Annotated in this window: 24 protein-coding genes and 1 pseudogene; 20 read left to right on the top strand and 5 right to left on the bottom strand. The window is 69.2% G+C overall.

Annotated elements, in window-relative coordinates; translation table 11 throughout:
• The first annotated feature begins 12 nt into the window (after nt 1-12).
• The 5 genes from AB3X07_RS16840 to pbpC all read left to right on the top strand — a co-directional run bounded on the left by AB3X07_RS16840 (nt 13) and on the right by pbpC (nt 8,651).
• Nucleotides 13-786: an ABC transporter ATP-binding protein gene (locus tag AB3X07_RS16840; RefSeq protein WP_369939827.1), complete on the top strand. Its 774-nt coding sequence runs from the start codon at nt 13-15 to the stop codon at nt 784-786.
• Nucleotides 783-3,224, top strand: coding sequence for an ADOP family duplicated permease (locus AB3X07_RS16835; protein ID WP_369939825.1), 2,442 nt, complete (start codon nt 783-785; stop codon nt 3,222-3,224). Before AB3X07_RS16840 ends, AB3X07_RS16835 begins: the two co-directional genes overlap by 4 nt.
• Nucleotides 3,225-3,306: 82 nt before the next feature.
• Nucleotides 3,307-4,704 (top strand): sigma-54-dependent transcriptional regulator, encoded by a 1,398-nt coding sequence (locus AB3X07_RS16830; RefSeq protein WP_369939824.1) that lies wholly within the window; start codon nt 3,307-3,309, stop codon nt 4,702-4,704.
• A gap of 805 nt (nt 4,705-5,509) precedes the next feature.
• Nucleotides 5,510-6,019 (top strand): sensor histidine kinase, encoded by a 510-nt coding sequence (locus AB3X07_RS16825; RefSeq protein WP_369944792.1) that lies wholly within the window; start codon nt 5,510-5,512, stop codon nt 6,017-6,019.
• Between the two features lie 238 nt (nt 6,020-6,257).
• Nucleotides 6,258-8,651: a penicillin-binding protein 1C gene (gene pbpC / locus AB3X07_RS16820; RefSeq protein WP_369939823.1), complete on the top strand. Its 2,394-nt coding sequence runs from the start codon at nt 6,258-6,260 to the stop codon at nt 8,649-8,651.
• A 176-nt stretch (nt 8,652-8,827) separates the two neighbouring features.
• Here pbpC and AB3X07_RS16815 read toward each other — a convergent pair whose 3' ends face one another.
• Nucleotides 8,828-9,403 carry a ferritin-like domain-containing protein gene (locus AB3X07_RS16815; protein WP_369939821.1) on the bottom strand — a complete coding sequence of 192 codons (576 nt, stop codon included), beginning with the start codon at nt 9,401-9,403 and terminating at the stop codon, nt 8,828-8,830.
• 35 nt (nt 9,404-9,438) lie between these two features.
• Complete coding sequence (locus tag AB3X07_RS16810) at nt 9,439-9,921, bottom strand: peroxiredoxin (RefSeq protein WP_369939820.1); 483 nt, start codon at nt 9,919-9,921, stop codon at nt 9,439-9,441.
• 168 nt (nt 9,922-10,089) lie between these two features.
• Here AB3X07_RS16810 and AB3X07_RS16805 point away from each other — a divergent pair, with 168 nt between their 5' ends.
• Nucleotides 10,090-10,557: an Hsp20/alpha crystallin family protein gene (locus AB3X07_RS16805; protein ID WP_369939818.1), complete on the top strand. Its 468-nt coding sequence runs from the start codon at nt 10,090-10,092 to the stop codon at nt 10,555-10,557.
• Between the two features lie 135 nt (nt 10,558-10,692).
• Nucleotides 10,693-11,577 (top strand): DnaJ C-terminal domain-containing protein, encoded by an 885-nt coding sequence (locus AB3X07_RS16800; RefSeq protein ID WP_369939816.1) that lies wholly within the window; start codon nt 10,693-10,695, stop codon nt 11,575-11,577.
• A 359-nt stretch (nt 11,578-11,936) separates the two neighbouring features.
• Here AB3X07_RS16800 and pilH read toward each other — a convergent pair whose 3' ends face one another.
• Together pilH and AB3X07_RS16790 are read right to left on the bottom strand one after the other, a co-directional pair.
• Nucleotides 11,937-12,314: a twitching motility response regulator PilH gene (pilH, locus tag AB3X07_RS16795; RefSeq protein ID WP_369939815.1), complete on the bottom strand. Its 378-nt coding sequence runs from the start codon at nt 12,312-12,314 to the stop codon at nt 11,937-11,939.
• Nucleotides 12,315-12,397: 83 nt separating this feature from the next.
• Nucleotides 12,398-13,402, bottom strand: a complete 1,005-nt coding sequence (locus AB3X07_RS16790) for an acryloyl-CoA reductase (RefSeq protein WP_369939814.1) — start codon at nt 13,400-13,402, stop codon at nt 12,398-12,400.
• A 142-nt stretch (nt 13,403-13,544) separates the two neighbouring features.
• Between AB3X07_RS16790 and hflK the strand changes: the two genes are divergently transcribed.
• The 10 genes from hflK (at nt 13,545) to AB3X07_RS16740 (ending at nt 22,705) form a co-directional block, all read left to right on the top strand.
• Complete coding sequence (gene hflK / locus AB3X07_RS16785) at nt 13,545-14,705, top strand: FtsH protease activity modulator HflK (RefSeq protein WP_369939812.1); 1,161 nt, start codon at nt 13,545-13,547, stop codon at nt 14,703-14,705.
• Nucleotides 14,702-15,565 (top strand): protease modulator HflC, encoded by an 864-nt coding sequence (gene hflC / locus AB3X07_RS16780; protein WP_369939810.1) that lies wholly within the window; start codon nt 14,702-14,704, stop codon nt 15,563-15,565. The genes hflK and hflC overlap by 4 nt, the downstream gene beginning before the upstream one ends.
• Nucleotides 15,566-15,802: 237 nt before the next feature.
• Nucleotides 15,803-15,988: a DUF2065 domain-containing protein gene (locus AB3X07_RS16775; protein WP_369939809.1), complete on the top strand. Its 186-nt coding sequence runs from the start codon at nt 15,803-15,805 to the stop codon at nt 15,986-15,988.
• Between the two features lie 265 nt (nt 15,989-16,253).
• A complete protein-coding gene (locus AB3X07_RS16770) occupies nt 16,254-17,546 on the top strand; it encodes an adenylosuccinate synthase (protein WP_369939807.1) in 1,293 nt (430 codons plus the stop codon).
• Between the two features lie 138 nt (nt 17,547-17,684).
• Nucleotides 17,685-18,917 (top strand): hypothetical protein, encoded by a 1,233-nt coding sequence (locus AB3X07_RS16765; protein ID WP_369939804.1) that lies wholly within the window; start codon nt 17,685-17,687, stop codon nt 18,915-18,917.
• A gap of 319 nt (nt 18,918-19,236) precedes the next feature.
• Nucleotides 19,237-20,463: a DUF1444 family protein gene (locus AB3X07_RS16760; protein ID WP_369939803.1), complete on the top strand. Its 1,227-nt coding sequence runs from the start codon at nt 19,237-19,239 to the stop codon at nt 20,461-20,463.
• A gap of 206 nt (nt 20,464-20,669) precedes the next feature.
• Nucleotides 20,670-21,320 (top strand): transcriptional regulator, encoded by a 651-nt coding sequence (locus tag AB3X07_RS16755; RefSeq protein ID WP_369939802.1) that lies wholly within the window; start codon nt 20,670-20,672, stop codon nt 21,318-21,320.
• Nucleotides 21,304-21,507, top strand: coding sequence for a hypothetical protein (locus AB3X07_RS16750; protein WP_369939800.1), 204 nt, complete (start codon nt 21,304-21,306; stop codon nt 21,505-21,507). The genes AB3X07_RS16755 and AB3X07_RS16750 overlap by 17 nt, the downstream gene beginning before the upstream one ends.
• A complete protein-coding gene (locus tag AB3X07_RS16745) occupies nt 21,504-21,695 on the top strand; it encodes a hypothetical protein (protein WP_369939798.1) in 192 nt (63 codons plus the stop codon). Before AB3X07_RS16750 ends, AB3X07_RS16745 begins: the two co-directional genes overlap by 4 nt.
• A 119-nt stretch (nt 21,696-21,814) precedes the next feature.
• Nucleotides 21,815-22,705, top strand: a complete 891-nt coding sequence (locus AB3X07_RS16740; RefSeq protein WP_369939797.1) for a hypothetical protein — start codon at nt 21,815-21,817, stop codon at nt 22,703-22,705.
• Nucleotides 22,706-22,716: 11 nt separating this feature from the next.
• Here the strand turns inward: AB3X07_RS16740 and AB3X07_RS16735 are convergent.
• Nucleotides 22,717-23,121: pseudogene (locus AB3X07_RS16735) on the bottom strand (transposase); the annotation flags it as partial.
• A 235-nt stretch (nt 23,122-23,356) separates the two neighbouring features.
• Between AB3X07_RS16735 and AB3X07_RS16730 the strand changes: the two are divergent.
• The 3 genes from AB3X07_RS16730 (at nt 23,357) to AB3X07_RS16720 (ending at nt 26,296) form a co-directional block, all read left to right on the top strand.
• The gene (locus tag AB3X07_RS16730; protein ID WP_369944791.1) at nt 23,357-24,268 is read left to right on the top strand and encodes a hypothetical protein; all 912 of its coding nucleotides are present in this window, start codon (nt 23,357-23,359) and stop codon (nt 24,266-24,268) included.
• Nucleotides 24,269-24,300: 32 nt separating this feature from the next.
• On the top strand, nt 24,301-25,965 hold the full coding sequence (locus AB3X07_RS16725) for an XVIPCD domain-containing protein (RefSeq protein ID WP_369939795.1): 1,665 nt from the start codon (nt 24,301-24,303) through the stop codon (nt 25,963-25,965).
• A gap of 67 nt (nt 25,966-26,032) precedes the next feature.
• Nucleotides 26,033-26,296 (top strand): hypothetical protein, encoded by a 264-nt coding sequence (locus AB3X07_RS16720; protein WP_369939794.1) that lies wholly within the window; start codon nt 26,033-26,035, stop codon nt 26,294-26,296.
• Nucleotides 26,297-26,314 lie beyond the last annotated feature (18 nt).

The following is a 26,314-nucleotide window of genomic DNA, read 5'->3' as shown; positions in this document are numbered from 1 at the left end:
AGGAGAGACCGCATGACCGCCGTTGCCGCATCCGCCCCTTCCGCCGAGCCGCTGATCCACCTGCACGGGTTGGGCAAGGTGTTCCATACCGACGAAGTGGAGACCCACGCACTGGCCGAAATCGCGCTGGAGGTGGCGCGCGGCGACTTCGTCGCCATCACCGGGCCGTCCGGCTGCGGCAAATCGACCCTGTTGTCGATCCTCGGCCTGCTCGACGCGCCCAGCGGCGGCACCTACCGGCTCAACGGCCGCAGCGTGGCCGAGCTGGACGCGGTCGGCCGCGCGCGCATCCGCAACGCCGAGATCGGTTTCATCTTCCAGGCCTTCAACCTGATCGCCGACCTGACCGTGGAGGAGAACGTGGCGCTGCCGCTGACCTACCGCGACGGCGCCGAGCGCGGCCGGATCCGCCAGCGCGTGCGCGAGGTGCTGGAGCTGGTCGGCATGCAGCATCGCCACAAGCATTATCCGGGACAGTTGTCCGGCGGCCAGCAACAGCGCGTGGCGGTGGCGCGCGCGCTGGCCGGCGATCCGGCGATCCTGCTCGCCGACGAACCCACCGGCAACCTCGACAGCCGCAACGGCGAGGCGGTGATGCAATTGCTGGAACAACTGCACGGCAACGGCACCACGCTGTGCATGGTCACCCACGATGCGGCGTTCGCGCGCCGCGCGCAGCGCATCGTGCACATGCTCGACGGCCGCATCGTCGACGAGGACACCTTCGAGCGGCTGCGCCACGAGCAGGACCTGGTGCTGCCGGCGCGCGCCGCGGAGGCGCGATGAGCGCCGCCGTGTACTGGGCCGAAGCCCGGCAGTCCTGGCGCACGCTGGCGCGCAAGCCGGGCTATCTGCTGCTGGCGGTGCTGACCCTGGCGCTGGGCGTGGCCACCACCACGGCGGTGTTCGCGCTGCTCGACCAGGCCCTGCTCAAGCCGTTGCCGTTCCCGCAGCCGCAGCAACTGGTCACGCTCGGCCTGTCCATCGAGAACGGCCGCAACGTCGCCGCGCCCGGCTATTACCCGGTGTTGCGGCGCATGCCGAGCCTGCAGTCGATCGGCATCGCGCGCGGGTTTCCGGTGCCCACCAACATCGCCCGCGGCGGCACCAGCGAGGTGGTCGCTTCGATCAATGCCGACGCCGGCTTCCTGCGCACGTTCGGCCTGCCGATGGCGGCCGGGCGCAACTTCAGCGACGAGGAAAGCCGGCCTGGCGGACCGCAGGCGGTGATCCTCACCCATCGCTTCTGGCAGCGCTATTTCGGCGGCGATCCGGCGGCGGTGGGGCGCACGCTGCAGGTGGAGGGCACGCCGGTGCAGATCGTCGGCGTGCTGCCGGCGGCGTTTACCTGGGCCGAACCGTTCGACCTGATGCGCAACATGCAGCCGGACCTGGCCGCGACCAACCTGTCCACCAACGAGATCATCGTGGCGCGCTTGCGCCCGGGCATCAGTGTGGCCGCGGCCTCCGCGCAGACCGCGGCGGTGCTCAAGACGCTCTTGCGCAACAGCCCGTACATGGACGCGTCGTGGTGGGCGTCGCTGCAACGACGGCCGCCCAATGCCCTGCCGTTGCAGGACAGCCTGTACCGCTCCTACAGCGGCAACACGCTGTGGCTGTTCTTCGCCGCGGCCGCCTGCGTGCTGCTGATCGCCGCGATCAACCTGACCAGCCTGATGCTGCTGCGCGCACTGGGCCGCAGCCACGACAGCGCGGTGCGCGCCGCGCTGGGCGCGCCGTGGCTGCGGCTGAGCCTGCCGGCGCTGGCCGAAGGCCTGCTGATCGGCGTGCTCGGCAGCCTCGCGGGGCTGGCGCTGGCATGGCTCGGGCTGCGTTTGCTCGGCAGTTGGGTGCCGCTGGTGTGGATGCGCGGCGAGGCCGCGCACCTGACCGGCGCCAGCGTGCTATTCGCGTTGCTGGCTGGCGGCGCCACCGCGCTGTTGGCGGCGATGCTGGGGATCGTGCGCGGCCGTCGCCGCAACCTGGTGACGGAACTGGGCGGCGGCGGCCGTGGCGGTTGGAGCCTGCAGGCCGGCCGCCTCGGCCGCGCCTTGGTGATCGCGCAGGTGGCGGTCGCGGTGGTGCTGCTGATCGGCGCGGCGTTGTTCACGCGCACGTTGCAGAAGCTGGCGGAAGTGCCGATGGGCTTCGAGAGCCGGTCGGCGGTGGTGTTCACCCTGTCGCCGGTGAAGGAACGCTATGCCACGGTGGGCGATGCGGTGGAGCAGGCCCGGCGCATCGTCGCCCGGCTGCAGCAGGTGCCGGGCATCGCGCGGGTCGGGGTGTCCAGCAATCCGCCGACGGCGACGCGGCTGAGCTGGAGCGTGGAAGTGGACGGCGCGCCCACCATCGATAGCCAGTACCGCCTGGTCACGCCGCAGTTCCTGGACGTGTTCCGCATCCCGTTGCTGGCCGGGCGCGGCATCGCCGACGGCGACGTGGCCGGTGCCGAGCGCGTCTGCCTGGTCAACGCCACGTTCGCGGCGCGGTATCTGCACGGGCAGGCGCTGGGCAGGATCGTCACCGTCCCCGACGACGGCGGCGACCATCGCCTGTCGATGCGCGTGGTCGGCGTGGTCGGCGACGTGCGCCACACCAGTCCGGCCGAGCCGCCGGAGCCGACCGTGTACCAGCCGCTGGCGCAGATGAGCGAGCCGATGTGGCAGATCATCCGCGGTTTCGGCGCGCTGACCTATGCGGTGCAACTGCGTACCGGCGCGCTGGGCGCCGACGAGCGCGCGCTGCGCGCGGCGATCGACGAAGTGGCGCCGCAGCAGCCGATCGCCGACCTGCAGCCGATGCAGGCGCTGGTCGCCACCACCACCGGCGAGCAGAAGCTCAACCTGCTGCTGGTCGGGCTGTTCGCTGCGCTGGCGCTGCTGCTGGCCGCGGTCGGCTTGTACGCGGTGATGGCGGTGGCGGTCGCGGCACGCCAGCACGAATTCGGCGTGCGCGCCGCGCTCGGCGCGCCGCCGGCACGGCTGCGGCGGCAGGTGCTGCGCGAGGCCGGCGTGCAGATCGGCGTAGGCCTGCTGCTAGGCCTGAGCGTGGCGATGGCGCTGTCGCGGCTGCTGCAGCGGTTCCTGTTCGAGGTGCGCGTGGCCGACCCGCTGGCGATCGGCGCGGTGCTGCTGGTGCTGACCGCGGCCGGGCTGCTCGCCGCGCTGGCGCCGGCGCGGCGCGCGGCGCGGGTGCCGCCGATGCAGGCGTTGCGCGCGGAATGATCCACGCCGCGCACCGATGCGTGGGCGCTGCGGCCGTGGCCGCGGCGCCTGCCTGCCACGCGCAGTCGCTAGACTCGGCGGCATGACCGAGACCCGCACGCCATCGCCGCCCCGCATCCTCGTCGTCGACGACCAGGCCGACGTGCGCGAGGCCTTGCGCATGCTGCTCAAGAGCGCCGGCTACGGCATGGTCGGCGCCGAGTCGCCGGAACTGGCGCTGGGCTGCCTGCGCGGCGACGAGTTCGCCGCGGTGCTGGTGGACATGAACTACGCCCGCGACACCACCTCCGGCGCGGAAGGCCTGGCGCTGATCGCGCAGATCGCCGCGCAGTGGCCGGGGCTGCCGGTGATCGCGATGACCGCCTGGGCCAGCATCGAACTGGCGGTGGCGGCGATGCGCGACGGCGCGGTGGATTTCATCGAGAAGCCATGGCAGAACGCGCGCGTGCTCGGTGTCCTGGAGAGCCGCATCGCACTGACCCGCAGCCGCCGCGATGCGCAACGGCTGGGCGAAGCGCAGGCGCTGTTGTTGCAGGACACCGCCGCCGGGTTCGTCGCCGAGTCCGCGCCGATGCAGCGTCTGGTCGAGGACCTGATGCGCATCGCCGGCAGCGACGCCAACGTGCTGCTGCTGGGCGAGAACGGCACCGGCAAGAGCCTGCTCGCGCAGTTGTTGCACCAATGGTCGGCGCGCCGCGCGCAGCCGTTCGTCAAGGTCAACATCGGCGGGCTGGCGCCCACGCTGTTCGAGGCCGAGCTGTTCGGCCACGTGCGCGGTGCTTACACCGACGCGCGCCAGGATCGCGCCGGGCGTTTCGAACTGGCCGATGGCGGCACCCTGTTCCTGGACGAGATCGGCAACCTGCCGCTGCAGCAGCAGCCCAAGCTGCTGCGCGCGATCGAGGACGGCGAGTTCGAGCGGCTGGGCTCCTCGCGCACGCAGCGGGTGGACGTGCGCATCGTCGCGGCCACCAACGCCGATCTGGACGCGGAAGTGGCCGCCGGCCAGTTCCGCCAGGACCTGCTGTACCGGCTCAACACCTTCCAGGTGCGGGTGCCGCCGCTGCGCGAGCGCGATGCCGACATCCTGCCGCTGGCGCGGCATTACCTGGCCGCCGCCTGCGCCCGCTACCGGCGGCCGCTGCCGGCACTGGCGCGCGAGGCCGAGCGCGCCCTGCTGGGCTACGCCTGGCCCGGCAACGTGCGCGAACTGGCGCACGCGATGGAGCGCGCGGCGTTGCTCGCCGATGGCGCGACGCTGGGCAGCGACGCGCTGCGCCTGCAGCCCGCGCAGGGCGCCGCCGTCCCGGTGCTGTCGGCGCAACTGACCCTGGAAGAGGCCGAAGCGCTGCTGCTGCGGCAGGCCCTGGCGCAGCAGCAGGGGAACTTGCAGCGCACCGCCGACCAGCTCGGCATCACCCGGCAGAGCCTGTACCGGCGCCTGGGCAAGCACGGCCTGCGCAGCGATGACGGCGGCTGAGCGCGTGCGCTGGCGGCCGCTGTGGCTGGCGGCGCCGGCCATGGCGGCGTTGCTGCTGGTGCTCGCGGTGGGCGCGCCGCGGCCGCCGGAGGCGGCGCTGCTGCTGGGCTGCGTGCTGTTGCTGACCGCGGTGCTGTGGCGATGGCAGCAGCGCGGCAGCGGCCAGCGGCTGCGCACGCTGGGCGGCCTGCTGGATGCCTTGCGCGAGGGCGACTACAGCGTGCGCGTGGCGCGCACGGCGCGCGAGCGCGACGACGATGGCCTGCTGCAGCGCTTCAACGCGCTGGCGCAGCGGCTGCAGGACGAACAGCGCGATTCGCACGAGAGCCTGCAACTGCTGAGCAAGACTTTGGCGGCGCTGGATGGGGCGGTGTTCGCCTTCGAACAGGACCAGCGCCTGCGTCTGCTCAACCCGGCCGGCGAACGCCTGCTCGGCGCCCCGGCCGAACAGCTGATCGGACAAACCGCGCAGGCCCTGGGCCTGGCCGGTCTGTTCGCGCTCGCCTCGGGCAGCATCCATGCCCATGCCTTCGCCGGCCAGCAGGGACGCTGGCAGATCGGCCATGCGTCGCTGCGCAGCCGCAGCCAGGCCGGGCGCCTGCTGCTGGTGCAGCCGATGGAGCGCGCGCTGCGCGAGGAAGAGGCGCAGGCGTTCCGGCGCCTGCTGCGCGTGCTCAGCCACGAGATCAACAACTCGCTGACCCCGATCGCCTCGATCGCCGAGACCCTCGGGCGCCTGCTGCCGGCCGCGCCGGCCACCCTGGACCCGGAACTGCATGCCGATCTGCGCAACGGGCTGGGCCTGATCGAGCAGCGCAGCGCGGCCCTGCAGCGCTTCCTCGGCGGCTACGCGCGCCTGGCGCGGCTGCCGGCGCCGGTGCCGGCGCCGCTCGACTTGGCGCCGCTGTGCGCGCGCGTGCGGCGGCTGCTCGGCGATGCGCGGGTGCAACTGGACCTGGCGCCGGCGCTGCGGCTGCGCGCCGATGCCGACCAACTCGAACAGGTGCTGATCAACCTGCTGCGCAACGCCCTGGAATCCGGCGGCGACGCGCCGGTCGCCTTGCGCGCACGCCGCGACGGCGCGATGGCGCGCATCGAGGTGATCGATGGCGGCGCCGGCCTGCCCCCCAGCGACAACCTGTTCGTGCCGTTCTTCACCACCAAGCCGGGCGGCTCGGGGATCGGCCTGGTGTTGTCGCGGCAGATCCTGGACGCGCAGGGCGGCGGCCTGGACCTGCAGCCGCGTACCGACGCGCCCGGCAGCGTCGCCACCTTGCGCCTGCCGCTGGCCGACGGCGAAGGCGACGCCCAGTAGCCGGGCACGCTCGGCAAGAGCATGCGCAGGCAGTGCCGAGCGTCGCAGGCCGTTCGCAACAGGAGACCTTCTGCGCTGTCCCGATGCCGGCGGGCCAGCGCGCCGCGCGGGCAGCGCGGGTCGCCATGGCAAAGGCCGTCCTGCCGCCGCCCCCGCTGCGCCGGCGTGGCGCCCCGCGCGCGCATCGCCCATGACGCCGCCGCAACGGGCAAAATAGCCGCTTCCACAGGGAGCCCGCATGCTGCAGGACGACACCGCCGCCACGCATCCCGCGCGGCGCACCCGGCGCTGGACGCGCCTGCTGCCCTGGCTGCGCTGGGGCACGGTGGCGCTGCTGAGCACGCTGTTGCTGCTGGACCTGGCGTTCCCGCTGCCGCTGCCGAAGTCGCGCGACACCTCGACCCTGGTGGTGGCCGCCGATGGCACCCCGCTGCGCGCGTTCGCCGACGGCAACGGCGTGTGGCGCTATCCGGCCACCGCGCAGAGCGTCTCGCCGCTGTACCTGCAGGCCTTGCTGAATTACGAGGACCGCTGGTTCTGGCACCACCCCGGGGTCAATCCCTGGGCGCTGCTGCGCGCGGCCAAGCAGTGGGTGTTCTCGCGCCACATCGTCTCCGGCGGCTCCACCCTGACCATGCAGGTGGCGCGGATCCTGATGCCGGCCGACGTCAGCACACGCACGCCATGGGGCAAGGCGCAGCAGGTGCTGCGCGCGGTGCAGCTGGAAGTGCATCTGAGCAAGCGCCAGATCCTGCAGCTGTACCTGGAGCGCGCGCCCTACGGCGGCACCATCGAGGGCGTGGAGGCCGCCAGTTGGGCCTATCTGGGCAAGCCGGCGGCGCGCCTGTCGCAGGCCGAGGCGGCGCTGCTGGCGGTACTGCCGCAGGCGCCGAGCCGGCTGCGCCCGGACCGGCACCCGGAGGCCGCGCGCGCCGCGCGCGACAAGGTGCTCGAGCGCATGGTCGACCTGCAGGTGTGGCCGCGCGAGCAGGTCGACGACGCGCGCATCGAACCGGTGGTGGCGCGCTCGCTGCAGGCGCCGCTGCACGCCGCGTTGCTGGCCGAGCGCCTGCGCCGGCAGACCCCGCGCGCCGCGCACATCGTCTCCACCATCGACGCCGACCTGCAGCGCACGTTGGAGGACCGGGTCAGCGCCTACTTCTCGCAACTGCCCGAGCGTACTTCCGCGGCCTTGCTGGTGGTCGACAACCGCGACCTGCAGGCGCGCGCCTATGTCGGCTCGGTGACGTTCGGCGACCGCAAGCGGCTCGGCGACGTGGACATGGTGCAGGCCTGGCGCTCGCCCGGCTCCACGCTCAAGCCGTTCCTGTACGGCATGGCCCTGGACGATGGCCTGATCCACTCGGAAAGTCTGCTGGTGGACGCGCCGCAGAGCTTCGGCGACTACCGGCCCGGCAATTTCGACGAGGCGTTCAACGGCCCGGTCGGCGCCGCCAGCGCCCTGCGCCTGTCGCTGAACGTGCCGGCGGTGGACCTGCTCGACCGGGTCGGGCCGGCGCGCTTCGCCGCGCGCCTGAACAACGCCGGCATCGGCCTGAAGTTCCCGCGCGGCAGCACCCCGAACCTGGCGCTGATCCTCGGCGGCACCGGCGCGCAACTGGAGGAACTGGTCGGCGCCTTCGCCGCGCTCAACCGCGACGGCATCGCCGGCCACGTGCGCTACACGCCGACCGACAAGGTCATCGAGCGGCGCCTGATGTCGCCCGGCGCGGCGTGGATCGTGCGCGAGATGCTGGAGGCCAATCCGCGTCCTGGCTACGGCGTGGGCACCTTCGATGTCGGCACGCGCCCGCGCGTCGCCTGGAAGACCGGCACCAGCTACGGCTACCGCGACGCCTGGGCGATCGGCAGCACGCGCCGCTACACCGTTGGGGTCTGGGTCGGGCGTCCGGACGGTACCCCGCTGCCCGGCCAGTACGGCGCGGTGACCGCGTTGCCGCTGATGTTCGAGACCATCGACAGCCTGCCGCGCGCGCGCGGCGACAACGCGCCGCGGCCGATGCCGGGCAATGTGCAGCAAGTGGACGTGTGCTGGCCGCTGGGCATCGCCGCCGCGCAGACCCCGCCGGCCCTGTGCCAGCGGCGCTTTTCGGCCTACGCGCTGGACGGCGCGGTGCCGCCGACCTTCGCCGAACGCGACGCGCGGCTGTGGAGCGCCGGCCGCGACACGCTGCAGGTGGATGCGCGCAGCGGCCTGCGCCTGTCGCCGGACTGCACGCGGCCGCACCAGGCGGTGCCGCGCGAGATCGCGCGCTGGCCGGCGCTGCTGACCCCATGGCTGCACGCCAGCGAACGCCAGGCGGCGCAATTGCCGCCGCTGTCCCCCGACTGCCGCGACGACGGCCGCGGCCGCAGCGACGTGCTGCGCATCGAAGGGCTCACCGACCGCGCCACCCTGGCGCGCGCCCCGGGCAGTACCAGCGTGCGCCTGCAGGTGCGCGCGCTGGGCACCACCGCGCCGGTGGATTGGCTGCTGGACGGACGCTGGATCGCCCGCACCGACGGCGCGCGCACCTTCCAGCGCGATTTCGCCGAGGCCGGCGACCACACCCTGACCGCCCTGGCCAGCAATGGCGCCTGGACGCAGGTGCGGTTCCGGGTACTGCATTGAGTGCGGCGGGTTCGGCGCATTACGCCGAAATCGCATGACCCTCATCCCTGTAGGAGCGGCTTCAGCCGCGACAGGACGTGCGGATGGCGCGTGTCACGGCTGAAGCCGCTCCTACAAAAAAAGCAGCGCCCGGCGGGTGCCGGGCGCTGGCGGTGCGCGAAAACCGAGCGGACGAACTACTTGCCGATCCAGCCTTCCAGCAGGTCCGAGAACTCGTCGGCGTGCTCTTCCTCCTGCGCCAGGATGCTCTCCAGGATGCGCTTGGTGGTGGTGTCCTTGTCGCCGATGAAGTTGATCATCTCGCGGTAGCTGTCGATGGCGATGCGTTCGGCGATCAGGTTCTCCTTGACCATGTCGCGCAGGTCCTCGCCTTCCTTGTACTCGGCGTGCGAGCGCGCGGTCAGGGTGTCCGGGTTGAGGTCCGGTTCGCCGCCGAGCTGCACGATGCGCTCGGCCAGCTTGTGCGCGTGTTCCTGTTCCTGCTGGGCGTGTTCCAGGAACTCGGCCTTGACCGCGTCGGCGAGCATGCCCGAGGCCATGAAGTAGTGGCGGTAGTAGCGCAGCACGCACACGTATTCGGTGGCGAGCGCGTCGTTGAGCAGCTTGATCACCGCCTCGCGGTCGGCGCTGTAGCTCTTGGTGATGGCACCGTCCTCGATGCTCTGGCGCGCGTTGGCGCGCAGCGTGGCGGTGTCGGTGAGGCCGGCGGTGTTCTGCAGCGGCTTGGCGTCGTTGGCTGGCTTGTTGGACATGGCTGGCCGGTTCCTGTGTGGTGGGTGAAGGGAGATCAGTCGGGGAGATGCTGCAGCACGTAGTCGGCGGCGGAGACCTTGAATTCGCCCGGCGCCTCGACGAACAGCGCGCGCACCACGCCATCGTCGGCGTACAGCGCGAAGCGCCGCGCCCGCACGCCCATGCCGTAGCTGCTGGCGTCCATTTCCAGGCCCAGGGCCTTGGCCAGTTGGCCGTTGCCGTCGGACAGCATCTGCAAGCCGTCGGGCACCAACTGGCTCTTGCCCCAGGCCTGCATCACGAACGGGTCGTTGACCGCCATGCAGTACACCTCGATGCCGCGCTTGCGGAACTCCTCGAAGTGCTCGACGTAGCCGGGCAGATGCTTCTCCGAGCAGGTCGGGGTGAAGGCGCCCGGTACCGCGAACAGCACGGCGCGGTGGCTGTCGAACAGGGTGCGCGTGTCCACCTGCTCCACGCCGTCGCGGATGCGCTGCAGGACCACTTCGGGAATGCGTTCGCCGGGCTGGATGGGCATGTCGGGCTCCTTGAGTGAATCGAGTCTAGAAATCGAAATGGGAAGGTGGCGTCAACGCCTTGAAAAGCGCCGCGGCACACCTATCTGGCAGGCATGGCGGCCGGGCGTGCCCGCCGCCGCGAACCACCCGTCAGGGTTTACCTCATTCACGTTTCAGGAGACCACGAGATGAGCATCGTCCGTTATCGCCAGTGGCCGGCCCAGGCCGCGTTCCAGAACGAGATCAAGCAGGTGTTCGACCGGTTCTTCGATCCCAACGGCGGCACCGACGAGTCGGCCGTCGTCACCGCGCAGTGGGTGCCGCGCGTGGACATCAAGGAGGAGACCGATCGCTTCGTGCTGTACGCCGACCTGCCGGGCATCGACCCGTCCGAGATCGAGGTGTCGATGGACAAGGGCATCCTGTCGATCAAGGGCGAGCGCAAGAGCGAGTCGGCCGCCGACAGCGAGCGCTTCTCGCGCGTGGAGCGCCGCTACGGCAGCTTCCACCGCCGGTTCGCGCTGCCCGACAGCGCCGATCCGGACGGCATTTCCGCCACCGGCTACCATGGCGTGCTGGAAGTGCGCATTCCCAAGCGCCCGGCGAGCACGCCGCGCCGGATCCAGGTCGACACCGGGGCCACGATCGTGCAGTAAGCGCCCGCCCGCGCCGGCGTCGCCACCGCGACGCCGCGCCTGCCGGCCGGCCAGTAGAATGGCCGGGCGATGGTGCGCAGCATGCAACCGGCCCGTTGCCGCAAGGCGGCGGGCCGACTCTTTTTGAGGTGATGGATGGAATTCAAGGATTACTACGCCACCCTGGGCGTGGAGCCCAGCGCGGGCGATGCCGAGATCAAGACCGCGTACCGGCGGCTGGCGCGCAAGTACCATCCCGACGTCAGCAAGGAAGCCGGCGCGGAAGACAAGTTCAAGGCCATCAACGAGGCCTACGAGGCGCTGCGCGATCCGGCCAAGCGCGCCGCCTACGACCAGTTGCGCGCGCAGGGCTACCGCCCGGGCGAGGAGTTCCATGCGCCGCCGAACTACGGCGGGGCGCAGGGCTTCGACTTCGAGGAGGTGTTCGGCAACGGCGGCGCCGGCGGCGGCTTCAGCGATTTCTTCGAAAGCCTGTTCGCGCGCCAGCAGCGTGCGCGCCAGGGCGGTGCCGGCCCCGGTCCGGGCGCGGCGCCGCGCGGCGACACCCGCGCCAAGCTGGCGGTGCCGCTGGAAGCGGTGTACGCCGGCGACAGCGTGCGCATCACCATCAACGGCAAGCAACTGGACGTGCGCGTGCCCAAGGGCGTGCGGCCGGGCCAGGTGATCCGCCTGAGCGGGCAGGGCAACGGCGGCAGCAACCTGCTGCTGGAGATCGAGTACGCCGCGCACCCGCAGTTCGAGGTGGACGGACTCAACATCCTCTACACCTTGCCGGTGATGCCGTGGCAGGCGGCGCTGGGCACCAGCATCAGCGTGCCGACCCTGGGCGGGGCGGTGGAACTGAAGATCCCGCCGGACTCCGACGCCGGGCGCAAGCTGCGCCTGCGCGGACGCGGCCTGCCGGGCAACCCGGCGGGCGACCAGATCGTCGAACTGGAAGTGCTGGCGCCGGCCCCGGAGACCGAGGCGCAGCGCAAGGCGTATCGCGGGTTGGCCAAGGCGTTTGGCGAAGCCGTTTGAGTGGGGGCGGGGATTGGGGAGCCGGGATTGGGGAGTCGCAAGCGCGATCCCTCGTCAGGCCGGTGCGTCGTGGGAACGGCTTCATCCGCGATGCCGTCTCGATAAGGCGGCATCGCCCCGTCATGCGCCCGCCCGAGCAATGCGTTTGGAGCTCTGCGGCAGCGGCATGCTCGAAGTCTCGCCATGGCGACGCACCTGTAGGAGCGGCTTCAGCCGCGACACGCGTTACCGGTAACGCCCGTCGCGGCTGAAGCCGCTCCTACAGGGGCACCGTGTGGACCATGGCTTCGCGCCGCGCTCAAACGCCGCTGGAAACCCGCCCTTGCGAATCCCCATTCCCCATTCCCCAATCCCAGCTCCTACGGCGCATCCTCGCCGCTGAACACCCGCTCGATCACCTCCGACAGTTCGTCCTCGGAGAACGGCTTGGTGATGTAGGCGCGCGCGCCCTGGCGCATGCCCCACATGCGGTCGGTGTCCTGGTCCTTGGTGGTGACCAGGATCACCGGGATGTGCTGGGTGCTGGGCTCGCGGCGCAGGGTGCGGGTGGCCTGGAAGCCGTTGAGATTGGGCATCACCACGTCCATCAGCACCAGGTCCGGCAGCGACGCCTTGGCCGCTTCCACCCCGGCCGCGCCGTCGGTGGCGGTGATCGTTTCGTGGCCCAGCTTCTCGACGATGCGTTGGATGCCGAGCAACTGCGACGGCGAGTCGTCGACGATCAGGATGCGTGCCATGTGTTTCCCCCCTAGGAGACAGGAGTGTAGTGGCAGCACCGCGCACCCGGAAAGCGGTGCGCGTCACAAACGCTTCGGGGCGTCTACGCGGCCGGATCCAGCCGTACCACGGTGCGCCCGAACGACTGCCCGGCGAGCATCGTCGCGAACACCTCGGGCAGCCCGGCCAGGTCCACCTCGCGGGTGCAGATCGTCTCCAGGTGGCGTGGCTTCCAGTCGCTGCCCAGGTGCTGCCAGATGCGGTCGCGCAGGTCGCGGGCGGTGCCGGCCGAGCCGATGCCCAGTAGCGCCACGCCGCGCAGGATGAACGGCATCACCGTCATGTCCAGCTCCGCGGTCGCCGCCAGGCCGGCGCTGGCGACGTTGCCGTACGGCGCGGTCTGCGCCAGCAGGCTGGTCAGCATCGCCCCGCCCACGTTGTCCAGGCCGCCGCCGAAGCGCACCGATTCCAGCGGCCGCCTGGTCTGCAGCGTCTCGCGGCCCAGCACCTGGGTGGCGCCCAGCGCCTTGAGGTGATCGGCGCGGTCGGCCTTGCCGCTGACCGCATGCACCTCGAAGCCGGCACGGCTGAAGATGTCGATCGCCAGCGAGCCGACCCCGCCGGTGGCGCCGGTCACGCACAGCGGGCCCAGTTCCGGGGTCTGCCGGTTGTCGAGCAGGCGCAGCAGCGCCAGCGCCGCGGTGAAGCCGGCGGTGCCCAGCACCATGCTCTCGCGCAGGCTCAGCCCGGCCGGCAGCGGCACCACCCACTTGGCCTCCAGCCGCGCGTACTGGCTGTAGCCGCCGTCGCGGGTCTCGCTGAGGCCGCAGCCGGTGACCAGCACCGCATCGCCTTCCTTGAACGCCGGGTCGCGGGACTCGACCACGTGCCCGGCCACGTCGATGCCGCCGACCAGCGGGAAGCGGCGCAGGATCTTGCCCTGGCCGGTGCCGGCCAGGGCGTCCTTGAAGTTGACCGACGACCAGGCGCCCCGGATCACCACCTCGCCCGGACTGAGCTGGTCCAGGGCCACCGGCTCGACCGCGGCGCGGTAGCCGGCGTCGTCCTGGTGGATGCGGAAAGAGGGGAACTGGGCGGGGATCGCCATGGGCACACCTTGGTCGGCACGAAGGAATGCACCAAGATAGCCCTTTCGAACCGTCCGATCTGCCCCATCTTGTAGAATCGGCGACTCACTTCCGGTGACCGGCGCGGACCGACGCGCCGCCACCTACCTTCTTGGAGCATGCATGGCCTGGAACACACCCGGCGGCAAGGGCGGAGATGGCCCGGACAATCACGGGCGCAATCCCTGGAAGCCTCGTGGCGGCAACGGTGGCGGCAAGTGGGGCGGGATGCCCGGTCCCCTGAAGGACATGTTCGGCGGCGATGGCGGCAACATCGGCCGCTGGGTGCTGGCGGCGGCGGTGCTGTTGCTGCTGTTCAGCAGCTTCCAGCTGATCGGCGAGCAGCAGCGCGGCGTGGTCCTGCGCTTCGGCCAGTTCTCGCGGATCCTGCAGCCCGGCCCCAACTTCAAGCTGCCGTGGCCGATCGAATCGGTGCGCAAGGTCAACGCCACCGAGATCAAGACCTTCAGCAACCAGGTGCCGGTGCTGACCCGCGACGAGAACATCGTCAGCGTCTCGCTCAACGTGCAGTACCGCATCGACGATCCGCGCATGTACGTGTTCGGCTCGCGCGACGCCGACCAGGTGCTGGAACAGGCCGCGCAGAGCGCGGTGCGCGAACAGGTCGGCCGCGCCGATCTCAACGTGGTGCTGAACAACCGTGGGCCGATGGCCACCGCCGCGCGCGACCGCCTGCAGGCGGCGCTCAGCGCCTACCGCACCGGCCTGATCGTGACCGGGCTGACCCTGCCCGACGCGCGCCCGCCGGAAGAGGTGAAGCCGGCCTTCGACGAGGTCAACGGCGCCCAGCAGGTCAAGGAGCGGCTGATCGACGAAGCCCGCGCCTACGCCGCCAAGGTGGTGCCGGAAGCGCGCGGCCAGGCGTCGCGCACCCGCACCGTGGCCGAGGGCTACAAGGAGGCGGCGATCGCCCGCGCGCAAGGCGACGCGCAGCGCTTCAGCCTGTTGCAGCAGCAGTACCAGAACGCGCCGGAGGTCACCCGCAAGCGCCTGTGGCTGGAGACGGTGCAGCAGGTGCTGGCGGAGAACCGCAAGGTGGTCGGTGGCGACGGTCGCCAGCTGATCTACGTGCCGATGCCCGCCGATGGCGCCAAGGGCGGTGCGAGCGGCGCCGCGCCGGCGCCATCGCCATCGTCCAACGGCGGCGTGCCGACGCTGCCGCAGGAGGTCCTAATGCCGTCGCTGTCCAGCAGCCCGGCCGAGAGTATCCGCAGCCCGGAGCGCACGCCGCGCCCGAGCGGCCGTGAGGAGGTGCAGCGATGAGGATTTCCCTGTGGGCCGGTGTTGCGGTGGTCGCGCTGTTCGCGCTGCTCAGCTCGGTATTCGTGGTGCGCGAGGACCAGACCGCGATGGTCCTCAACCTGGGCCGCGTGGTCCGCGCCGACCTCAAGCCGGGGCTGCACTTCAAGCTGCCGCTGGTGGAGACGGCGCGGGTGTTCGACCGCCGCTTCCAGGTGCTGGACATGCCGCCGGCGCGGTATTTCACCGCCGAGCAGAAGGACGTCAGCGTCGACTTCTTCGCCATCGGCTATATCTCCGACGTGCGCGCGTTCTACCGCGGCACCGGCGGCGACGAGAAGGTGGCCAATGCGCGCCTGGCGCCGATCATCGTCGACTCGCTGCGCAACCAGATCAATGCGCGCACCCTGCAGCAGCTGGTGTCGGGCGACCGCAGCGAACTGATCGCGCAGCAACTTGGCGCGATCAACGCCGCCAGCAAGACCCTGGGCATGCAGATCACCGACCTGCGCATCAAGCAGATCGACCTGCCGACCGACAGCCAGGTGATCACCGACGTGTACGAGCGCATGCGCGCGCAACGCAAGCAGGAAGCCAGCAAGCTGCGCGCCGAGGGCGAGGAGCAGGCGCTGACCATCCGCGCCCAGGCCGATCGCGAAAGCACCGTGCTGGTCGCCGAGGCCGAGCGCGACGCGCAGAAGCTGCGCGGCGAGGGCGATGCCGAGGCCGCCAGCATCTACGGCAAGGCCGGCTCGGTCGACCCGTCGTTCTACGCGTTCTACCGCAGCCTGGAGGCCTACCGTGGCGCGATGGGCGACGGCAATGCGGTGATCGTGCTGGACAAGAACGATCCGTTCCTGCAGTACCTCAAGAGCGATCGCTGAGGGGCTGGGATTGGGGATTGGGGATTGGGGATTCGCAAAGCGGGTCCTAGTCCCGTTGTCGATATCGGCCGCAGCCGCCTTCCTTTGTAGGAGCGGCTTCAGCCGCGACAGGATCTCCCAGAAAAGTCCGAACGCGGCAGGCGTTCCGCGAACCCTGTCGCGGCTGAAGCCGCTCCTACAGGATGGGGGCGGTCCAGCTGACGCGTACACGCCATCGCCTTCTGCCTGTGAGACCCCATGCACGATCTGATCGCCGCGGTGTGCCTGGTCGTCATCTTCGAGGGACTGATCCTGCTGGTGGCACCGGAGGCCTGGAAGCGGTTGGTGCAGCAGATGCTGGCCATACCCGCCGCGCAGTTGCGCACCGCCGGCGGCGCGGCGCTGGCCGTGGGGTTGCTGGCGCTGCTGTGGGTCCGTGCCTGAGCCGGGTGCGGTTCGTTCGACCCGGGCGCGCCGCTGAACACGCTGCCGGAAGGGGTGGTGACCGCCACCCAAAACCCGGATAATGCACAAAAGCCGGCCGGGCCCGCTCCACGCGAGCGTCTCGACCGGCTTTTTCCGTGTATGGGTCCGCCGTTGCCTGGACGCTCCCCGATGGAGCAGCCGCACCGGTGCCGGTCGGCCCCCGCACGGCCACCACATCCGCGTGGCCCCGATGGTCACGCAGCAAACCAGGAGTTACCCAGCCATGGGTCAGTCAGTTGTCGTGCTCGGCGCCCAGTGGGGCGATGAAGGCAAAGGCAAGATCGTCGATCTGCTCACCGAGGAAATCGGGGCCGTCGTGCGTTTCCAGGGCGGCCACAATGCCGGCCACACCCTCGTCATCAACGGCAAGAAGACCGTCCTGCACCTGATCCCGTCCGGCATCCTGCGCGACGACGCGCTGTGTCTGATCGGCAATGGCGTGGTGATCTCCCCGGCGGCCTTGATCAAGGAAATCAGCGAACTGGAGGAAGCGGGCGTGGAAGTGCGTTCGCGCCTGAAGATCTCGCCGGCCGCGCCGCTGATCATGCCGTACCACATCGCCCTGGATCAGGCCCGCGAGAAGGCCGCCGGCGGCAAGGCCATCGGCACCACCGGCCGCGGCATCGGCCCGGCCTACGAAGACAAGGTGGCGCGCCGCGGCATCCGCGTCGCCGACCTGCATTACCCGCCGCAGCTGGAAGAGCTGCTGCGCACCGCGCTGGACTACCACAACTTCGTGCTGACCAAGTACCTGGGCGTGGAGGCGGTCGACTTCCAGAAGACCTTCGACGAAGCGCTGGCCTTCGGCGAGTACGTGCAGCCGATGAAGTCCGACGTCGCCGGCATCCTTCACGACCTGCGCAAGCAGGGCAAGCGCGTGCTGTTCGAAGGCGCGCAGGGCGCGCTGCTGGACATCGACCACGGCACCTATCCCTACGTCACCAGTTCCAACACCACCGTCGGCGGTGCGCTGGCCGGTACCGGCGTGGGCGCGCAGGACATCGACTACGTGCTGGGCATCGCCAAGGCCTACGCCACCCGTGTCGGCGGCGGCCCGTTCCCGACCGAATTGGACGACGCCATCGGCCAGGGCATCCGCGACCGCGGTGCCGAGTACGGCGCCTCCACCGGCCGCCCGCGCCGCTGCGGCTGGATGGACATCGTCGCACTCAAGCGCGCCGTGGCCATCAACGGCATCTCCGGCCTGTGCATCACCAAGCTCGACGTGCTCGACGGCATGGAGAAACTGAAGGTGTGCATCGCCTACGAATACCGCGGCAAGCGCACCGAGTACGCGCCGCTGGACGCGCAGGGCTGGGAAGAGTGCACCCCGGTGTACCTGGAGTTCCCAGGCTGGAGCGAGAACACCCACGGCATCACCGTGTGGGAGGAACTGCCGCCCGCCGCCCGCGCCTACCTGCGCGCGCTGGAGGAACTGGCCGGCTGCCCGATCTCCATCGTCTCCACCGGCCCGGACCGCGACCACACCATGGTGCTGCAGGATCCGTTCGCCTGATCCAAGCGTGCGTTGTCGGCTTTGGCCCATGGAAAGCCCCGCTCCGGCGGGGCTTTCTTGTAAGACAATTCCCGATGCGGCGCCTGCGACGAGCGGGCGACGCATCACGCATCCCATCATGATCAAGGAAGACCAACGATGCTCTCCGCATTGCTCGACAAGCTGTTCAATCGCAATCCCAGCCCGGACGCATTCGCCAGGCTGTACATGGAGGCCTTGCGCAAGCAGGGGTATCGCGAGGACATGGCCTACCAGCCCGACGCGTTCCGGCTGGTCGTCGGCAATGGCCACACCATCAATCTGCACAACGCCTACCAGGCCTACGCGCGCGCCACGCGCAAGGGCCGCGCCGAGGCGTTGCGCGCCTACGTGGCGTCATCGCTGAACGCGCAGACAGAGGTCGGTCGGGAAAAGACCCTGGAAGAGGCGCGCCCGACGCTGATGCCGGTGATCCGCAATCGCGGCATGTTCGAGGAGATCCGGCTGGAGCATCTTCTCGAGAACGGTCTGGATGCACCGTTCCCTTATGCCTGGCGCGACGTCGCCGAGGATTGCGTCGAACTGCTGGCGCAGGATCTGCCGGATTCGATCTCCGCGCTGTTCCAGGGGCCGCCGCCGGCATGGGGAATCACGCTGGACGAAGGCCTGGCGATCGCCTGCGACAATCTGCGCGAGGCGACCGCGGACCACTTCGTCGAAGTCGCGCCGGGCGTGTTCCGCGGCGGCTGGCAGGACGGGTACGACACCAGTCGCGCCTTGCTGCCGGACCTGCTGTATCGCATTCCTGTGGCGGGCAACCCGGTGTTCATGCTGCCCGCGCGCGACTGCCTGTTGGTGGCGGGCGACCGCGATGCGGCCGCTATCGGTGCGATGCTGGAGCTGAGCGTGGAAGCGGCCGGGGAAGGCCGCAGCGTCTCCGCGCTTGTGTTCACCTACGACGACGCGCGCCGCATCGTGCCGTTCGCGTTGCCGCTGCCCGAGCAGCGGCAACGCCAGGCGGATCTGCGCCGGCTGCTGGATGCGCCGGCCTATGCCGACCAGAAGGCCGCACTGGACAAGCTCCACGAGGCGACCGATCAGGACATCTACGTCGCCTCGCTCAGCATCTACCAGGACCGCGAGGACGGGATGCGGGAGTTTTCGATCTGCACCTGGAGCAAGGGCGTGGACGCCATGTTGCCCAGGACCGACCGCATCGCGCTGGTGCTGCCGCGCGGCGAGGACGACGAGGACATCGCGGCCGTGCCCTGGGACGAGGCCGTCGCCATGTTCGGCGATCTGATGGAACGGCAGCCACTGCTGTATCCGCCGCGCTACCGCGTGCGCGCGTTTCCCGACGAGGCGCAGTTTCGGCAATTGCCGCCGTTGTGAGCGCCGGCGGGTTTGCCCGGTCGGGTCCCGCACGGACCGTGCCGGGCGGATGGACAGGCCCGCTGCGCCCACCCGCATCATGTGCGAGGTGGCGCGCGTGTCGGATGCCCCGCGCCGTGGGAGGGGCGTGAAATCGCCCGAGCGACGGATACAGGCACACGGATCTGCGTCGCTGCAGCCAGGCGCAGATCCTTGGACGGCAAATTGGGTCGGCAGCTGCCACGCCAGGACTGCCGCATGCGCAGGCAACCACGGGCTGCGGCTGTGGTAGCGTGCGCGCGCCGATTCGCACATCACCACACGACAAGGACGCTCGCCGATGTTCTCCGCACTGCTCGATACGCTGTTCAATCGCAAGCCCAGTCCCGCTGCCTTCGCCAAGCGGTTCCTCGCCGCGCTCCACGCGCGAGGCTTCGGCGAGGATCTGGTCTATCGCCCGGATACCTTCCAACTGATCGGCGGCAATGGCCGCATCATCAACCTGCACAACCTCTACCACACCTACCGCAATGCCGATCGGCGCGGACGCGACGAGGCGATCCGCAGCTATGTCGCCGCGTTCGGGCAAGGGCACGAGGAGCAGAACCAGGTCAAGCCATTCGAGCAGGTGCGCTCGATGCTGATGCCGGTGGTGCGCCATCGCGGCATGTTCGAGGAAATGCGCCTGAACCATCGCCGCGAGCACGGGCCCGACGCGCCGTTCGTCGTCGCCTGCCGCGACATGGCCGAGGACTGCGTTGAACTGCTGGCGATCGACCGCCCCGATTCCACCTCGACCCTGATGCAGGGGCCGAACAAGGAATGGGGCATCACGCTGGAGGAGGGGCTGGCCATCGCCCACGACAACCTGCGCGACGCCACCCCGGACCGCTTCGCGGAGGTCGCGCCGGGCGTGTTCCGCGGCGCCTGGCAGGACGCCTACGACACCAGCCGCGTGTTGTTGCCCGACGTGCTGGAGCGGGTGCCGGTGAAGGGCCGACCGGTGTTCATGCTGCCCACCCGCGACTGCCTGCTGGTGGTCGGCGACCGCGATGAGGCCGCGATGGCGGCCATGCTCGAACTGAGTGTGGAGGCGGCCACGCACGGCCGCTGCATCTCCTCGCTGGCCTACACCTACGACGAGCGGCGGATCGTCCCGTTCGCGCTGCCGCAGCCCGAGCACCTGCGTCGCCAGGGCGACCTGCGACGGATGATGGACATCTCCAGCTATTCCCTGCAAAAGGAATTGCTGGAGAAGGTGCTTGAGGCCGAGCAATTGGACGTGTTCGTCGCCTCCTACCGCGTTTACGGGGATAGCGACGGCGGCCAGCAGTTCTCGCTCGCCACCTGGACCGAGGGCGTGGACACCCTGTTGCCCAAGGCCGATCGCATCGCCTTCGTCGCTCCGAAGGAGGAAGGCGACGCCGACGTGGTGGTCGCGCAGTGGGACCAGGCGGTCGGCGTGGTCGGCGCCCTGATGGAACTGCAATCGGAGTACTACCCGCCGCGCTACCGCGTGCGCAGCTTCCCCAGCCAGGCCCAGCTGCAACAGCTGACGCCACTGTAGCGTGGAGGCGCGCGTAGCGTCCGCGGCGGCCGCACGCACGGGAATCGCGGGCCTGCAGGAACAGGGCAGGCGCCGCAGTGGAAAGCCCCTCTCCCCCCGGGAGAGGGGTTGGGGGTGAGGGTCGGGTACCAAGCACATCCTGGCGACAGGCAGATCCCCACCACCCAATCTTGTAAATGCCCAAATTGGGCAGTAATGTGCCCATTATGGGTACAAAGGCCTCCGCCGGCACCGCAACCAGCGCCACGCCGTCCGTCGCCACGGCGCGGCCCGTGGGCCTGGCCGACGCCCTGTTCACCCGCACCCAGCAACGCGTCCTCGCCCAGTTGTACGGCCAGCCGCAGCGCGATTTCGGCGTCAACGAACTCATCGCCGCCACCGGCGCCGGCTCCGGCGCCGTGCAGCGCGAACTGGCCAAACTGGCCGATGCCGGCCTGCTCAGCGTGCAGCGCACCGGCAACCAGCGCCGCTACCAGTCCGACCCGCGCGCTCCCATCCATCAGGAACTGCTGGGCATCGTGCAGAAGACCGTGGGTCTGGCCGGCCCGCTCGGCGAGGCCTTGCAGCCCATCGCCGCCGACATCGTGGCCGCCTTCGTCTACGGCTCGGTCGCCAAGCACAGCGACACCGCGCGCAGCGACATCGACCTGATGGTGATCTCCGACACCCTGGGCTACGCCGACCTGATGCGCGCCCTGGACGGCGCGCAGGCGCGGCTGGGCCGCCCGGTCAATCCCACCCTGTACACCCGCGCCGACTACGCCAAGCGGCTGCGCGACGAGAACGCGTTCCTGCAGCGCGTGCTGCAGCAGCCCAAGATCTGGGTGATCGGAGGCATGGATGACCTCGCCGCTTGAGAACCTCGCCGGCCCGGGCAAGCAGCTCACGGCCGAGCCCTTCGACGCGCGCGAGTTCGAGGGCCTGATCCGCTCCGGCCTGACGCGGCTGGGCGACGCCAGGAACGTTGCGCTGGCCCTGGAAAGCCGCTTCGCGCCAGGCCGTGCCACCAAGCCCTGGAGATCACGCCGCACGCCCACACGATGACGTTCGACGGCAAGGTCCGCATCGAGCTCGGTGTGCTGCAAGCCATCGACCACGTCGTACTGCAGGCGGCCGACCCGCGCTCCGGCGGCAGCATGCTCACCGGCGGCAAGGCAAGCAGGGGCGCTACAAAGCCAATCCGCGCTCGCCCGCTCACCGTCAGCATTCGTCTACCGCTGCTCTTGCACTGAGGTCTTTTCCCGACACATAGTGGTCTCGCCCGCCACAAGCGCAGTCGTTTTGCTTCGGTGCTGCGCACGCAAGGAGGAAGTACATGGGTCGCGTTGGCTCCGGTGGATGTTTTGCAGGGATGCTGTTGTTGGTCACCTTGGGCTGTACTCAACAGAGCGCCCGTTCGATAGCGGCGCCTGTGCCGCCTCCGCCGACCTCCGTCGCAGCCGAGGACCGTTACCCGGCCGTGCCGGCGTCCTCGCAGCAGCCATGGACGCGTTTCGCGCTGGAGCGGGCCATGGGCGCAAGGTGTTCGACGCGGGCGCAACGCAACTCTTCTGGTCGCAGCGTCCTCTTGCCTGCCGACGAGTGCCTCGGGCCGGCGCCGCGTCCCCTGGCCAAGGTCGTGCTGTCGCTCGCGCCAACCGACCTTGCCGAGAGCACGGAGGCGCGGCTAAAGGAGCTGGACGACGCGGTCTATGTCGCTTCGCCCGGTTTGGGCAAGCGCCCGGATTTCCTGTTGGTCACCGAGACCTTATGGGTGCGTTCGTTCGAGGCGCCCGATTCGCGCGATACCGTCTATCTGGTGGACGGCGTGGCGTGCACGGCGCATGCGCTGGCATGCCGGAACGGCACCGGAGTACGCGCATTCCGCTTGGCTGCAAATGGCAAGCTGGCCGACGCCAGCGACCAGGTTCTTCCTGCCGCGCCCACCTTGACCGCGGCAGAGATTCGCCGCTATGACCCCTACGCAGAACCGGTTCCACTGCTGGATACGTCGCGCTTGTGGACGGTTCCCGTGCTGCGCTGGGTGATCGAATTGGATCCCGATGCGCCACTGGCCGACGATCCCCGCTACTACAACGATTGGGCCTATGTGCATTTCGGCTTCCTGGTGTGGAAAGGCCGGCGGTTCGAGCTGACCGACAAGGTCGACCGCATGCACTGGCCGTGTCGTCAGGTCCCCGAAGGTGCGCCGGAATGCTCCGATTCACTGGACAAGATGGGCGATCGGTTCGTTACCCCTTAGTCGATGCATGCCTCCTTGCCGCGCTGACTGTTGGGCGTGCGCAACCAGGCGTAGTAGCCAACTCGGTTGACGCGCAGCACGCGACACATTCGTGCACAGCCTGAATTGACTGCGATAGTGCTGCATGAAGGCGTACTTTGCCTTTATCCCTTGGCTAAGTGACGCGGCGGCCTTATTAGGATGTCGCGCTCCTCGGTGATCCGCTGTAGCTCGGCCTTCAGGCGCCGGATCTCCGCGCTCTGATCCATCTCGGCATGCTGCACCACGCCAGGCTTGCCGGACTTGCGGCGCCATGCGGACAGGCTGTGCGTGGTGACACCCAGTCGCTCGGTGGCTTCTCCCGCCTTGAACCCACGATCGGTGACTTGCCGGACCGCTCAGACCTTGAACTCATCCGTATACCGCTTACTGCTCATGGACACCTCCGAATCTGCCACTTTCCATGGCCTTGAGATGTCTAGGAAACCCCGGACGTATCATTTGAAGGCCCGCGTCGCTCGCCAAGAGAGGATGAAGACAACTAAGGGCCGGTGGTAGATTGAGGATGGTTGGGGCTGGATCCGCGAGTATTGGGATCGAACCCGCATTTTCCTGCGGTGCAACGGAGGATACGGTGTGAAGACCATCCGGATTCGCACGACACTGGCATGTATGCTGTCTCTTGCCACCCTGGGGTGCATGCAGCAGCGTGCCTTGGGGCAAGCTGAGCCGCATGCCGCGCCACAGGGTGTCGCGGCGGCAAGCCATACAAATGGAGCCGCCGGTTTCCCGAACGCCACAGCGGCAACGCCACATCCCTGGGTTCTCTTCAAGGCGGAGCGGGAACTGGGCGCCGTCTGCTTGAATCGTGACCAATCGCATGGCGCTTCGCCCGAGCAACTCCTGCAAGATGCCTATTGTCGCGGCCCCGCGCCTGCACATATTGCACGCGCGTTGCTGGCCATTCCTCAGGATGCGCTTGCCGAAAGTCCAGACACGCGCATGGCGGACTTGCGCAGCGCGATCTACCTGGCTGCACCAGGCTTGGGCCGTCGTCCGGATTTCACGCTGGTTGCTGGGGGCGTCACCATCCGCTCCTTCGAAAGCCCCGATCCACAAAAGACGGTGTACCTGGTATGGCCAGTGAAATGCGATGCGAGCGGTGCAAGCATGGACTGCCGCTCGGGCAAGGGACGCAAGGCCTACCGTCTCGGTGACGACGGCGTGGTGCACGATGTGAGTGCGCAAGTGTTGCCGCGCGATCCGCAGTTGAGCGCCGAAGATCGCGCACGTCAGGAGAGCCACGGCGGCAGCGAATTGTTCTTGTTCGACGACAAATTGCCCTATGCCCCGACGATGCGCTGGCTGATGGAATTCGATCCCGACCAGCCACTGAAGACGGACGATCCCCGCAGGGCGGGCGGCTATGCCCACTTCGGCTTCGTGCGATGGACGGGCGAGCGCTTCGAGCGCGTCGATCGCGTCACTAGATCGCAGTGGCCATGTCGCCAGGCGCTCCCGGGCAAACCCGAGTGCTCGGATTATCCGGATGATTTTGAGGATCGCTTCGTCGTCGCCAAGTGACACCACATACCATTCCCGCAAGGAGCATCGCAATGGCCAGATCCAACGACCTCGATATTCGGTCCAGCGCAGACCGGATCACTGCGCTCTTCAACGCCAATCGATCGGCAGATGCCTTGGCGCTGCTGGAAGAGCGTCGGCAGAACCAGCCAGAGGCCGTGCAGGATGCGCTGGATCGCTATGTGGGCGTGGGCGCGAGCGCCAGTATCGCGACCCAACTGCACGGAGCTGCCGACCCTGCCGCCGCAACGACGCTGCAGCGGCTACAGACCGCGGCAACCGCACAGCCGCGCTTCCCTGCGCAAGCCCAGATGGACAGGTTGAGCGATGCACAAACCTACGATGTCTACGCCAGCATCGTGCAGGTGCGGGGCAACGATGCGGCGCACGATGCATTGTCACGTGCCGACGAACGTGTCGTGCTGGGCTTACGTCAGGAAAATTCGACGTTTGCCGCAATGCAAGATCGGCGGCATTCCGCGACGCTTCGCGAGGATGATCCCACCACCCCCGACGTCAACGAGGCGCAAGCCGGAACTGGGGTCTACAACGATCGTCTCGTCGTCTTGTGGAAGGACGCCGATGGCACGCGCCACGTGCAGGTCGCCGAGAAAGCAAACACGGAGCCGACAGCGCAGTACGACCACCATGCCGGCAACACGGGGCATCGGCCCCGTGCCGAAGGAGGTGTGGAAAATCGGACGTTCGCTCCCTCTCCTGGCTACGAAAGCATCGCGAAACCAAGAAAGATCGAAGGCGACGACGTCAACGCGGATGGCATCCGGGATCTGGGGAGGCTGAGTGATGTCACCATCGAGATGCAGATGGGGCAGCATCCGAATCCGATTAGCCCAGGTACCATGGATAACGCCCTGCGGCCCAGCCAGGCAGCGGTCGCTGCAGGCCGCGGCGCGGTTCAGCGCGACACCAATGCGGACGGCTGGTTCGACCAAGCCGACGTCAACGCAGTACAGGACCTCAACGATACCTTCAAGATCCACCGCGGTTCCAAGGGAAGCACCGATTCCGCAGGCTGCCAAACAATTCACCCTACGGAATACCAGGGCTTCATCGACGCGGTGCAGGGCAATCCCGCGCAAACTCGCTGGCAGTATGTGCTGACCAGCACGACGCCAGGTCCGGTGCGGGAGCAGCAGCGCGATCAGGGGCATCCTCGGGAAGGCGCGCAGCCTGGACCGGCAGAGCATGGCCAGCGTCCACCACAGCAACCAGGGCGCCCCGACGGCAGGCCTGCCGAGCCAGCCCACGACCCGCATCGACGGGCAGACGCCGAACCTGCGCAACGGGTGCCGCATCCTTTGCATGCGCAAGCTAGCACCTTGGTCGGGCAGTTGAATGCGGGCTTGGACAGGTTCAGCCACGAACACATGGAGCGCATGGGCGCCAGCCTCGCGCAATTGGCGAAGGAGCACGGGCTGGAGCGCATCGATCGTGTGCAGCTGAGCGAGCAGACGCCGCGTGCCGCTGCAGGCGCAACCGTGTTCGTCGTGCAGGGCGAGCCGAGCAATCCGGCGCATTTGCGTGCCGGCATGCCCACCGACGTGGCGGTCAACACGCCAGTGGAACAGTCGCTGGCCCAGCTGCAAGCGCTCGATGCCCGCACGCTGGCGCAGAGTCAGGCACAGGAGCAAGCGCTTGCGCAAGAGCAGGGGGCTAGGCAACGCGGGATGGGCTGATGCGCCATGGTGCTGGTCTCGGTGGGATGCAAGTGCGCGGCTCTTTCTGCCGATGCGGGCGAGCGCCATGACGTCCGCTTCCCATCCCTGGTGTAAGCGCGATCCCGCGGTGTGCGGAGCGTCCCAGGCGGTGTCCCATGAAGGCGAAGCTGCCACGAGCTTCGCCGAGCAGTCCGTGCTTGGCGAGATGTCACCGCGTCAGCAGCAGGAAGCGTTCGTCGCGCGTGGGTTGGCGTCCCGTGCCAAGGCCCGTCGATCTGGCGGCTATGTCGAGGCAAAGAACGTGTTGGCGGCGTTGCAGTCTCGGTTGGACGCGGCACGCAAGGGCTAAACCCGCGAGTCTGGCGGT

Source organism: Xanthomonas sp. DAR 35659 (genome assembly GCF_041242975.1).
GTDB lineage: Bacteria > Pseudomonadota > Gammaproteobacteria > Xanthomonadales > Xanthomonadaceae > Xanthomonas_A > Xanthomonas_A medicagonis.
Note: the sequence above shows the minus strand (reverse complement) of the source record. Positions and strands in the feature narration are given on the sequence as shown.